Raw genomic sequence first — 11,124 nt, 5'->3', positions numbered from 1 at the left:
CGACGATCACCGTCATCCAGGGTTTCCTATGTCTCGACACACCGGTTTCCGATGACCTGAGACATGGGTTTCCTATGTCCTGAGCCAGCACACTGTCCCCGCTACGAGAGAACGCGCAAGTCAGAGGCCCTTCACTGCCAAGTGGAGGGCCTCTCGCATTCCGGTGAGCACATGGCGGCCGAAGAGGAAAGCATCCGCTCACCATGGAGCAAGAGTGACAATAGTGTTACTCTTGCTCCATGTCGAGGCGGACAGCGATGGCCGCGCTCAGCCCTACGATGAGTGCGCAGTGGGGCATGATCACCCCAGGTCAGGCCCGCGAAGCCGGCGTCTCGCGCCAAGACTTCAAGCGGCTCGTCGACGACGGCACGCTTATGGCCGCGGACCAGGCAACGCAGGTGTATCGGCTGTCCGGAGCCCCCGAGGACCCCGAACGGGATCCACTGCGTGCGGCCTGGCTCCAACTCGGCGGCGCCAAATCGTGGCACGAGCGCACCACCGGCACCCCGGATGCCGTCGTCAGTCACCGCAGCGCGGCGCATCTGCGCGGACTCGGCGACCTGATACCGCACGACCATGAGTTCTACACCGCCAAGCGGCTACGGCCCCGTCGCACCGACGTCAAGATACGCGTCCGCTCGCACCTCGCACCCAGCGGTTGGGAGCTGTGGGACGGGCTGCCGACTAGGACCGTGCCGGCAATCGTCGAGGACCTGCTGGCCGACGGCGAGGACGAATCCGCCGTCGCGCAAGTCGTGCGCGATGCCCTCAGCCTCGGCCTGCTGCATCGAGACGCACTCACCTCCATCGCTGCGCCTCACGCAGCTGCCTACGGTCATACCGACCCCGAAGTCTTCGCTCGCCTACTCACGGGCGAGAGGCCGACACAGTGACCGAGCCGACGTTCCGGTACACGACACCGACAGCATTCCGGACCGCGCTCAAAGAACGCTTCGGGCAGATCGCGCGCACAGACCGCCGCTACCGGCTCGACGAACTCCAACGCCAGTTCGCGTACGACCGAGCACGCCCGACTGTTCAGCTCTCCCGAAGCCGACCATTGGGTCCTCAAAGGCGCAGGAGCCCTACTGGCCCGCCTGGCCAACGCTCGGCACAGCAAAGATCTGGACGTTTTCCTGAGCGTCAACGACGTCGATGCCGACGGAGCCGGGGCACGCGACGGATGACACGGGCCAGACATACAAGGAGTGCGGCAGGGTCAGCTCCACCGTACTGGATACGCTTGTTTCCACCCGCTACTTCCAACCTGCACCGAACCCGCAGGCGCGAAGGTTGTCGTTGTGGACGCCTCACGATGACGACGAGATGTGCAGCACCGTTCTCCCGCTCTGCTGATAAGTGGGCGGGAACGCTAGGGGTACCACTTGACCCAGTCGATGTGGGCCACGACCTGGTTCGGCGTGCGGGAGTTCGCGGCCGGCGCCGAGCCGGAAGGCCCGGCGCGCTGCTGGATGTAGAGGAACATCGGCGCGGAGGGCAGCCGGAGCGGGCTCTGGGCCTGCCGCGTGTCCAGGACGGTGCGGCCGTCCACGGAGATGGCGACGAAGTCGGGACGCACCTCGATGGCGTACGTGGCCCAGCTGGTGAACTCGCCGGTCACTGCGGACCCCACCAGCTGCGTGTGCTGGCGCCCGACGACGGTCGGTACGAAGCTCGCCCGGGACGGCTCGTCGAAGCGTGCCACCACTGACCCGTCGACGGTCTCGTCGCTGTCGTCGGGCCACAGTCCTATCTCCGGCGCGTACCCGGAGCCGGCGTCGAACTTGGCGCGTACCTCCCAGCGGCCGTACCGATGGATCTCGCCGTGTTCGCACCAGCAGGTTCCTCCCGACATGTTGCCGGCTCCGGTGGGGTCGGTGCCGACGCCGAGGATCTGCAGTTCGCCCCCGCCTACGCGCACCATGCTCGGGGACCAGACCGAGCCGTTGGGGAACGAGCGCTCGTACAGTCCCCAGGCGCCGCTGTTCAGCGCGCTGCCGGTGAAGTCGTCGGCTTGCGCGGCGGGTTCCGGGGAGGGTGCCGCCCCCGCCGACCGGCCGCCGCGCCCGGTCCAGGCTGCCGCCCCGACAGCGACCACCGCGACGGCCAGCACCGCAACGAGGATCGCCGTGGCGGGTCGGCGCCGGCGGGCCCGCGGCGGCGGGACTGTCGGCTCCAGGCTGTCTTCGCGCAGGATGCCCAGGTACAGCGATTGCAGCTCCGCGCCCGGGTCGACCCCGAACTCTTCCGCCAATCGTTCGCGGATCCCGGCGTACGTCTGCAGCGCCGCCGCCCGCTCACCGGCTCCGGTCAGTGCCCCCATGAGACTGGCGTGCACTCCTTCGTGCAGCGGTGCGGAGGCGGCGGCCCTTCTCAGGAGGTCGAGGGCAGCGGTCGCCTGTCCGGTGCGGTCGCACAAGTTTGCATATCGCGTGACGGCGTCCACCCACCGTTGCCGCGCGGCGGTGGCCGCCGGGAGGTCGCGGATCCGGGCGTTGAGGTCGGCCGCGATCTCGCCGCGCCAGCACGCAAAAGCTTCGCGATACCGGCTCAGCGCCGTGTCGACGTCATCGGCGGACTCGGCGCGGCGCGCATCGGCGCAGAGCTGGTCGAAGCGGCCGAGGTCGATGGAGTCCGGTGGCACCGACAACCGGTATCCGGTGCCGTCCCAGACGACGGCGTTGTCCAGTCCGGACCCGTTGCGGAGCTGGGCCCGCAGCCGCGAGACGTAGGTGTGGACCAGGGCACGGGCGGTGGACGGCGAGTCGTCTCCCCAGAGCGCGCCGACGATCTCTTTCCAGGGCAACGACCGGCCGGCGTTCAACGCGAGCACGGCCAGCAGGTTGCGTACCATGGCCGGTTCCACGGCGACCGTTGCGTCCCCGCACGACACCGTGACGGATCCCAGCACGTTCACCCGCACCTGACGAAGAGATTCGCCTGTGTCCATGCCCTGCACCATAGAGGGCGGTCCCCGGCGTCCCGGGGACCGCCGCGGGATCAGCCGATCCAGGGCAGCCGGGCGACCGGGGAGTCCAGGTACGGGCCGGTGGTCGTGTTGCGGTAGTGAACGTAGACGTACGGGTTGTAGGCCTTGTTGTAGCTGAAGCTCTTGCCGTCCGACACGTCGCCGTAGAAGACGCCGGCACCGAGCTGGCCCAGGCTCTTCTGCCAGCTGACCGGCACGGTGCCGTCCTCGGCGTAGCGGCGGATGACGACGGTGGCGTTGTACCGGGTGTACTGCGAGTACACGTCGATGCTGGTGATCAGCCACGTGCCGTTCGAGCAGTCCTGATAGTGCACCATGACCTGCAGCGTGGTGGGCAGGTTGTCGGCGGTGTACCCGCTCACGCACGACGCGGCCTGGGCGGGGCCCGCCGCCGGGAAGAGCGCGGTGACGCAGGCGAGCAGCATGGCGAGAACGCTCACGCCGAGGCGTTTCGTGGAGTGTGTCATCGGGGCTCCGAAGGGGATCGTCGAGGCCGCCGGTGGGGGCGGCCACCGCAGCCGCAGTCCGGCCGGCGGCGCCGCAGACGTTATCGATCCGACCCTGGAGAGCCGCTGTCATCGCTGGTCAGGTCGCTGTAATCGCAGGCCACGCACATCAGGGCTTGCGGGCGACCCCGCAGTACACCGCGATCTCGCTCGGCTCCGTGCCGGGCTCGGGCCGCCACAGCGGCGTCGACACCACCCCCGGCTCCACCAGGTCGAGGCCGTCGAAGAAAGCGGTGATCTGGTCGACCGTACGCAGGTGGTAGGTGGCGCCCTCGTTCTTGGCCGTCTCGACCGCGCTGGCGTTCTCCGGCGTCGTGATGCTGTCGTTGATCGCGAGGTAGCTGCCCGGCGGCAGGGCGTCGACGATCGTGCGGACGACCTGCGCCGGGTCGTCGGAGTCGGGGATGTGGCCCAGGATGCCGATCATCATCACGGCGACGGGCCGGGAGAAGTCGAGGGTTGCCGCGGCCGCTTGCAGGATCTTCTTCGGCTCGCGGACGTCGGCGTCGATGTAGTTGGTCGCTCCGAGGGGGTCGCTGGTCAGCAGGGCGCGGGCGTGGACCAGGACCAGCGGGTCGTTGTCGACGTAGACGATGCGGGAGTCGGGGGCGATGCGCTGGGCCAGCTCGTGGGTGTTGTCCGCCGTCGGAAGGCCGGTTCCCAGGTCGAGGAACTGACGGATGCCGGCCTCGGTGGCCAGGAACCGGATCGCGCGGGTGAGGAAGCCGCGCCCGGCCCGGGCGAAGTCCCGGATCTCGGGCAGCTGGGCGATGACGGCGTCCGCCGCGTTGCGGTCGGCGGCGAAGTTGTCCTTACCGCCGAGCAGATAGTTCCAGATCCGGGCGCTGTGCGGCTGTTCCGTGTTCAGCTTCGTGTGCAGGTCGGAGTCGGCACCGCTGGTCATCGATGCAGCATAGTGTCCACTGTGCTCCGGTGGTGCCCCGAGGCGAACCGGGATGAGCCGCTGTTCTTGACGGCGCGGCGCATCGGCGCGGAAGCGGGGGGCGTCACCCGTACGGGTGAAACTGCAGGCGGGGTGACCCGCGGACCCACACCTGCCGGGGCCGCCACCACCGGCAGGTGTGGGTCGGGTGCCGGCGGCATCGCGGGAACGACGCCGTCCGGGCCTTCGGGCCGGTACGGGGTCGTCAGCCGGGGGCGCCGGAGCACGACAAGGCTCACGGCCACGCCGGCCGCCGCCAACAGGATCGCCACGATCGTCCGCAGCACCACGGAGCCACGACCTTTCTGTGCCTGGCGGGTGGCGGCCCGAGCCATTGGTTTTCCAGCCAATGACGCTAGCAGTAGATGGCCCTTCAACCAATCGTCCGGCGTACCGTTCTCGCGCTTATGCTTCTCGGATGAGCTTCGGCGGGTACCTCAGGGAGGCGATCCACTCCGCGGGGTTCCCCACGCCGACGCACTTCGCCCGCGCCGTGGGCACCGATCCGTCGGTCGTGCTGCGGTGGCTCAGCGGGGAGCAGCGGCCCACCATCCGCTCCATCGAACGGATCGCGCCGGTGCTGGGCAGGAGCATCAACGAGCTGGTGCTGGCCGCGTACCCGGATCGGCTCGAGGGGTCCGCGTCGCCGGCGCCGGCAACGCATCCGTTGGCGGTGGAGCTGGCCCGGATGCTCGCGGACGACTCGCCGATTCCGGCGGCCGACCGCCGTGCGCTCGAGACGGTGCTCGATCGGATGATCGATCCCTACCGGAAGGTGCTGCGGCGCCGCCGTTCCGCGTGACAGTAATTCGCATCACGGGCCGGATGTCCGTAATCTCGGCACATGACTGCGCGGGCCGGAGCCGAACGGATACCAACCGTCAACGGGCTGCACCTTCAGTTGAGCAAGCTGCTGCTCTGCTGCCTCATCGTGGCGATCGCCGCCACGGGGGCGCTGGTCATCACGAGCCTCGTGGCGTTCCCGGAGCAGCCCGGTCCGCCGCCGGGCAATCCCGCCATCCCGCCCGGGCCGCCGCCGAACGTCCAGGCCGTCGCGGTGATCGTGCTGCTCACCGGCGTGTTCGTGCTGTCCTGGCTGGCCGTCCTGGTCGTCTTCGCGCGCGACCAGATCCTGCAGCGCATCAGCGAACGCCCCGGCGAGGAGCCGGACCGGATCCGGGAGCTCCTCACCGAGGTGCGCGCCGAGCTGGCCGCGGACCGTGAACGCGAATGGCAGGTCATCGCCGAGCGGCTCGCCGAGTACGGCGAACAGCGGGAGACGGACGGCTACCTCAACGGCATGCGGGTGGCGACCGCCGACCAGCCGGCGGAGGCGAAGGTCCGCAACCTGCGGCGGCCGCCTACCCAGCGCTGACCAGGTCGCTCGTCACCTCGTACGTCTGCGGGCCGATCGCCGCGAGCGCGAGCGAAGCGACGGCAGAACCCTGGCGCGCGCGATCCGGCACCGCCGCACCTGCCGCCCACGCCGCGAGATAGCCGGCCCGGTACGCATCGCCCACCCCGGTCGGATCCACCGGTTCGGTGACCACCACCGCGGGAACCTCCACCGCCGGTTCCCCCGCCCGCTCCACCCGGCTGCCCTTGTCGCCGAGCGTCACGACCCACGTGCCGACCTGCTCGAGGACCTGGTCGGCCGTCCACCCGAGCTTGTCCAGCAGCAGCGCCGCCTCGTACTCGTTGGTGAACAGGTGGTCGGCGCCCACGATCAACCGGCGGACCCGGTCGCCGTCGAGGCTGGCGAGCTGCTGGGACGGGTCCGCGGCGAACCGGACGCCGAGGGCGCGGCAGGCCTCCGTGTGGCGCAGCATGGCGGCGGGGTCGTCCGCGCCGATCAGCACCAGATCGGTGCCGCCGCGCCGGCGCAGGATCTCCGCCAGGTCGATGTCCGCGGCCTCCACCATCGCACCCGGGTAGAACGACGTGATCTGGCTGCCGTGCGGGTCGGTGGTCGTGAGGCAGCGGGCGGTGTGCCTGGTCTGCGACACGCGCACGCCGGACAGATCGACACCCCGATCCAGGAGCCTTTTCCCGTACGGGGTGAAGTCGGTGCCCACCGCCGCCACGAGCAGGGGGCGCAGACCCAGCCGGGCCAGCCCGTACGCGATGTTGGCGCCCACCCCGCCGTCGCGGATCTCGAGGGTGTCGACCAGGAAGGAGAGCGACACCCGGTCGAGCTTTCCGGCGATGAGCTGACCGGCGATGCTGGCCGGAAAGGTCATCAGGTGGTCGGTGGCCACCGAGCCGGTGATCGCGATCCGCACGGGTCAGCGCCCCGCCGTCTCGGCGAGGGCGGCCGCGCGGTCGGTGCGCTCCCAGGTGAAGTCGGGCAGCTCGCGGCCGAAGTGCCCGTACGCCGACGTCTGGCGGTAGATGGGCCGCAGCAGGTCGAGGTCGCGGATGATCGCGGCGGGGCGCAGGTCGAAGGTGTCGCCGACGGCCTTCTCGATGACCTCCGGCGGGACGGTCTCGGTGCCGAAGGTCTCGACGAACAGCCCGACCGGTTCCGCCTTGCCGATGGCGTACGCGACCTGCACCTCACACTTGCGCGCCAGGCCGGCGGCCACCACCGTCTTGGCCACCCAGCGCATCGCGTACGCCCCCGAACGGTCCACCTTGGACGGGTCCTTGCCCGAGAAGGCACCGCCGCCGTGGCGCGCGTACCCGCCGTACGTGTCAACAATGATCTTGCGGCCGGTCAGGCCGGCGTCGCCCATCGGGCCGCCCACCTCGAACCGGCCCGTCGGGTTGACCAGCAACCGGTAGCCGTCCGTGTCGATGCCGAGCGCCGCCAGCTCCGGCTCCACCACGAACTTGGCCACGTCCGGGATCAGCAGCCCTTCCAGGCTCACGTCCGCGGCGTGCTGGCTCGACACGACCACGGTGTCGAGCCGCACCGGCCGGTCGCCCTCGTACTCGATGGTGACCTGGGTCTTGCCGTCCGGGCGCAGGTACGGGACCACGTTGTCCTTGCGCACCTGCGTCAGCCGCCGGGCCAGCCGGTGCGCCAGGGTGATCGGCAGCGGCATGAGCTCCGGCGTCTCGTCACAGGCGAAGCCGAACATCAGGCCCTGGTCGCCGGCGCCCTGGGTGGCGAGCGCGTCCCCGTCGGCGTCGACGCCACGCGCGATGTCGGGTGACTGGGCGTCCAGGGAGACGGACACGCCGCAGGACGCGCCGTCGAAGCCCTTCGTGGAGGCGTTGTAGCCGATGTCGAGGACGGCCTCGCGGACCAGCGCGGCGATGTCGGCGTACGCGGTGGTGGTCACCTCCCCGGCGATGTGCACCTGGCCGGTGGTGATGAGGGTCTCGACGGCGACGCGGGCACGTGGGTCCTCGGCGAGCAGCGCGTCGAGGACGGTGTCGCTGATCCGGTCGGCGATCTTGTCAGGGTGGCCCTCGGTGACGGATTCCGAGGTGAACAGGCGAAGCGGCACGGCGTTCCTCCGGTGGGGCAAGGGCGGGGCGGGCGCAAACGGGGGATGCACCCGCCCCGCCGAGGGGTGTCAGCTCTGCGGGTGGTGGACCGAGAAGACGGTGTACGCGTGCGGGTCCGGCTTGGCCAGCTTGGCGGCCTTGTCCCGGCCGACCTGGACGTCGGGGTCGGACATGGTCGCCTTGATGTCGGCCTTGCTGCGCCACTGGGCGAAGTAGCCGACCCGCTTGCCGTCGAGGCTCTGGAAGATGTTCACCGAGATGCAGCCCGGGCGGTGCCGGATGAACTTGTCGGCGCTCTCGGTGAGGACCTCGGCCAGCTCCTTCTGGTTCTCCGGCTCCACCTGGAAGACGTTGATCATCGCGAAGGTGCCGTCGTCGGCGCGGATGACAGTCTCGCTCATGGTTTCGTACCTTTCGTCGGTTCGGACATTCGGGGTGCCCAGGCCCGCACGACCTCGATGGCCTGGGCCGGGTTGAGACGGGGGTCGCAGAAGGACGGCGCGACCCGCGGACCGTCGCCCAGCTCCGCGGGATCACCCCACACGCACTCGGCGACGTCGAACGGCGTCGTCTCGAGGTGCAGGCCGGCGGGCGTCCCGCCGGAGTCGAGCACGGCCCGCTGGAACGCCCGCACCTCGGCGACGAGCGTGCGGACCGAGCGGACCTTGACGCCGGACGGCGCCTTGACGGTGTTGCCGTGCATCGGGTCGCACAGCCAGACCACGTGGTGGCCGGCCCGGCGTACGGCGGTGACCAGCGGAGGCAGGACGGCGGCCGCCGCCTGCGCTCCCATGCGGGCGATCAGCGTCAGCCGGCCGGCTTCGCGCAGCGGATCCAGGCGGGCGCACAGGGCCAGCAGCTCCTCCGGCTGCGTGCTGGGACCGACCTTGCACGCGACCGGGTTGGCGGCCTGCGCCAGCATCAGCGCGTGCGGGCCGTCGGGCCGCCGGGTGCGCTCGCCGATCCAGGGCAGGTGGGTGGAGGTCAGCAGGATCGTGCCGGATGGCGTACGCCGCAGCTGCGGCAGCTCGTAGTCGAGCACCAGCGCCTCGTGACTGGTCCACACGGGAGCACCGGCCGGCGCCGCCCAGGCGTTGACCCGCTGCCGCAGGTGGGTGACCGCCGAGTGGGCCGCGTGGTAGCACTCCAGCATCCGGGTCGGGTCGGCCTGTCGGGCCACCGGATCGGGCTCGGGTCCGTTGACCATGTGACCCCGGTAGACCGGCAGCTCCACCCCGCCGACGACCTCCGTGCCGGCGCTGCGCGGCTTGGCGAACTGCCCGGCGATCCGGCCGATCCGCAGCACCGGTTTGCCGGTCGTCGCCGTCATGACGCCGGCCAGCGCGTCGAGCAGGGCGGCCTTGCGGCGTACCGTGCCGGGGTCGCACTCCGCCGGGTCCTCGGCACAGTCGCCGGCCTGGATCACGTGGTACTCGCCGGCCGCCGCCCCGGCGAGGAGGGACCGCAGCAGATGCACTTCGTCCCACGTGACCAGGCCCGGCATCCGGGCCAGCTCCGCCCGGACCGCCGCCGCCCGGACCGGATCGGACCAGTCCGGCTGCTGCGCGGCCGCGGTGACGTCCCAGGTGACCTCGACGTCGACGTCGGCGACGACGGTCGCGCCGGTCATGCCGGGATCTCGTCGAACGGCAGCCGGCGGGCCATGGTGAGGCCGTCGGCGATCGGCAGCATCACCAGCTCGACGCGCTCGTCGCGGCGGGCGTGCTCGTTGAACGCCCGGATCGCCGCCGGCTTCTCCGCCGGGAACTCGTCGATGACCTCGCCGTTGAAGAGCGTGTTGTCGACCAGCAGGAGGGCGCCGGGGCGCAGCCGCGGCACCAGCTCCTCCCAGTACCCGATGTAGCCCGGCTTGTCGGCGTCGATGAAGGCCAGGTCCAGATGCGGTACGCGAGGCAGCGCCCGCAGCGTGTCCAGGGCCGGCCCGAGCCGGAGCTCGATGCGGTCGGCGACGCCCCCGCGGCTCCAGAACTCCTGGGCCAGCGCGGTCCAGTCGGCCGACACGTCACAGGTGACCAGCGAGCCGCCGGTGGTGAGCCCGCGCGCCAGGCACAGCGAGGAGTAGCCGGTGAAGGTGCCCACCTCGACGATGCGGGTCGCGCCCAGGAGCCGGACGAGGAAGGTGAGCAGCGCGCCCTCCTCGGGCGCCACCGTCATGTGCGCCTGGTCCGGGATGGCTTGCCGGGTGCGCTCGATCAGCTCGGCCAGCAGCGGATCGGGGACCATCCGGCCCTGGGCCAGCAGGTAGTCGTACAGGGCGGAGCTGAGGGGCAGGTTCCGTTGGGTCAGAGGGTCGTTGCGCAGCACTGGATTTCTCCATCCGTTGAGGGGGCTCAGGCGGGTACGCCCGAGAAGGCCCGCCAGGTGCGGTAGGCGCGGTCGACCGCCTCCGCCTCGTACGGAAGCCGGTCGATGAAGGGCCGCAGGTCGCCGGCGCAGTGCAGCTCGAAGCGCCGGCGCTGGGCCGGCGCGGCGTGACCACGGACGAAGTAGAGGACGGTGGCGCCGGACGGGCCGCCTTCGTGCGGGTTGTGCCCGCCGCCCTCCCACAGCAGCCCGGCCTCTCCGCGCCAGGCGGCGATCAGCTCGCTCAGCGCCGCGGGGTCCGGACGGGACATGACGAACGCGGTGTGCGCCTCGAAGTCATGGGCGACCTCGGCGTCCTCGATGTCGTGGCGGAATGCGGGACTGTCGCGGGGGAACAGGAAGACCTCGACCGCCGGGTGGTGGCGGCCGTCGGCCAGGCGTACGGGCAGCCGGGTGATGTGGATGTCGCTCTCGGCGGGGTCGAACCCGTGCCGGGCGCTGAGCCGGCCCCGCACCACCGTGCTCGGGGTCAGTGGCAGCGGCGCGAACCCGCACCGGCGCAGCTCCGCCAGGCCCGCCGCCAGCGTGCGGGGGAAGAGCAGGACGGCGCAGTGGTCGAACACGGCCGAGCGCTCGGTCAGCGGGACCGCCCGGCCGCCCGGCCCGGCCGGCGCCAAAAGCGCGGACGTCGGTGCCGCCGAGGCTACCCGCGCGGAATGGATCGTGTCGTCCAACCGGCGCATATCCGTTTCGGAGAATGCGCTTTCCCCGCGCTGAAGCGGAGCGGACATCGATACCTCCTCCGTTGGTGTCAGACGGAATTCTGCGGGCACTATTTCGCGGCTGACAAGACCGTTCGCGAGCCGTTTCCGGAAAAGCCTCCGGCATCACCGTGCTGACCTGCA

At 70.8% G+C, this 11,124-nt stretch carries 13 protein-coding genes; 4 read left to right on the top strand and 9 right to left on the bottom strand.

From position 1 onward, the window contains the following. Positions 1 to 257 precede the first annotated feature (257 nt). Together AB0J80_RS04175 and AB0J80_RS04170 are read left to right on the top strand one after the other, a co-directional pair. Positions 258 to 893 (top strand): hypothetical protein, encoded by a 636-nt coding sequence (locus AB0J80_RS04175; protein WP_364700101.1) that lies wholly within the window; start codon positions 258 to 260, stop codon positions 891 to 893. A gap of 141 nt (positions 894 to 1,034) precedes the next feature. Next, the gene (locus AB0J80_RS04170; RefSeq protein ID WP_364700191.1) at positions 1,035 to 1,187 is read left to right on the top strand and encodes a nucleotidyl transferase AbiEii/AbiGii toxin family protein; all 153 of its coding nucleotides are present in this window, start codon (positions 1,035 to 1,037) and stop codon (positions 1,185 to 1,187) included. A 185-nt stretch (positions 1,188 to 1,372) separates the two neighbouring features. On the opposite strand, the gene AB0J80_RS04165 is transcribed toward AB0J80_RS04170, so the two are convergent. The 3 genes from AB0J80_RS04165 to AB0J80_RS04155 form a co-directional block, all read right to left on the bottom strand. After that, the gene (locus AB0J80_RS04165) at positions 1,373 to 2,950 is read right to left on the bottom strand and encodes a BTAD domain-containing putative transcriptional regulator (protein WP_364700099.1); all 1,578 of its coding nucleotides are present in this window, start codon (positions 2,948 to 2,950) and stop codon (positions 1,373 to 1,375) included. 50 nt (positions 2,951 to 3,000) lie between these two features. Continuing rightward, positions 3,001 to 3,456 (bottom strand): hypothetical protein, encoded by a 456-nt coding sequence (locus AB0J80_RS04160; RefSeq protein ID WP_364700097.1) that lies wholly within the window; start codon positions 3,454 to 3,456, stop codon positions 3,001 to 3,003. 148 nt (positions 3,457 to 3,604) lie between these two features. Next, positions 3,605 to 4,399 (bottom strand): SAM-dependent methyltransferase, encoded by a 795-nt coding sequence (locus tag AB0J80_RS04155; protein ID WP_364700095.1) that lies wholly within the window; start codon positions 4,397 to 4,399, stop codon positions 3,605 to 3,607. Positions 4,400 to 4,856: 457 nt separating this feature from the next. On the opposite strand from AB0J80_RS04155, the gene AB0J80_RS04150 reads away from it, so the two are divergent. Together AB0J80_RS04150 and AB0J80_RS04145 are read left to right on the top strand one after the other, a co-directional pair. Further along, entirely contained in the window at positions 4,857 to 5,240 is a 384-nt protein-coding gene (locus AB0J80_RS04150; RefSeq protein WP_364700093.1) for a helix-turn-helix transcriptional regulator, read from the top strand. Positions 5,241 to 5,282: 42 nt separating this feature from the next. Then, entirely contained in the window at positions 5,283 to 5,813 is a 531-nt protein-coding gene (locus tag AB0J80_RS04145; RefSeq protein ID WP_364700091.1) for a hypothetical protein, read from the top strand. Here AB0J80_RS04145 and AB0J80_RS04140 read toward each other — a convergent pair. From AB0J80_RS04140 to AB0J80_RS04115, 6 genes are all read right to left on the bottom strand, one after another. Then, positions 5,800 to 6,720: a PfkB family carbohydrate kinase gene (locus tag AB0J80_RS04140; protein ID WP_364700089.1), complete on the bottom strand. Its 921-nt coding sequence runs from the start codon at positions 6,718 to 6,720 to the stop codon at positions 5,800 to 5,802. The two genes, AB0J80_RS04145 and AB0J80_RS04140, sit on opposite strands and share 14 nt — an antisense overlap. 3 nt (positions 6,721 to 6,723) lie before the next feature. After that, complete coding sequence (gene metK / locus AB0J80_RS04135) at positions 6,724 to 7,893, bottom strand: methionine adenosyltransferase (RefSeq protein ID WP_364700087.1); 1,170 nt, start codon at positions 7,891 to 7,893, stop codon at positions 6,724 to 6,726. Positions 7,894 to 7,962: 69 nt separating this feature from the next. Further along, entirely contained in the window at positions 7,963 to 8,295 is a 333-nt protein-coding gene (locus tag AB0J80_RS04130; RefSeq protein ID WP_364700085.1) for an antibiotic biosynthesis monooxygenase family protein, read from the bottom strand. Continuing rightward, positions 8,292 to 9,524: a 3-deoxy-7-phosphoheptulonate synthase gene (locus tag AB0J80_RS04125; RefSeq protein WP_364700083.1), complete on the bottom strand. Its 1,233-nt coding sequence runs from the start codon at positions 9,522 to 9,524 to the stop codon at positions 8,292 to 8,294. Before AB0J80_RS04125 ends, AB0J80_RS04130 begins: the two co-directional genes overlap by 4 nt. Beyond that, the gene (locus tag AB0J80_RS04120; protein ID WP_364700189.1) at positions 9,521 to 10,201 is read right to left on the bottom strand and encodes an O-methyltransferase; all 681 of its coding nucleotides are present in this window, start codon (positions 10,199 to 10,201) and stop codon (positions 9,521 to 9,523) included. Before AB0J80_RS04120 ends, AB0J80_RS04125 begins: the two co-directional genes overlap by 4 nt. A gap of 44 nt (positions 10,202 to 10,245) precedes the next feature. Beyond that, positions 10,246 to 10,953 carry a hypothetical protein gene (locus AB0J80_RS04115; protein ID WP_364700081.1) on the bottom strand — a complete coding sequence of 236 codons (708 nt, stop codon included), beginning with the start codon at positions 10,951 to 10,953 and terminating at the stop codon, positions 10,246 to 10,248. Positions 10,954 to 11,124 lie beyond the last annotated feature (171 nt).

This window comes from Actinoplanes sp. NPDC049548 (assembly GCF_040676695.1).
Lineage (GTDB): Bacteria > Actinomycetota > Actinomycetes > Mycobacteriales > Micromonosporaceae > Actinoplanes.
This window is presented reverse-complemented; position numbering and strand designations above follow the sequence as displayed.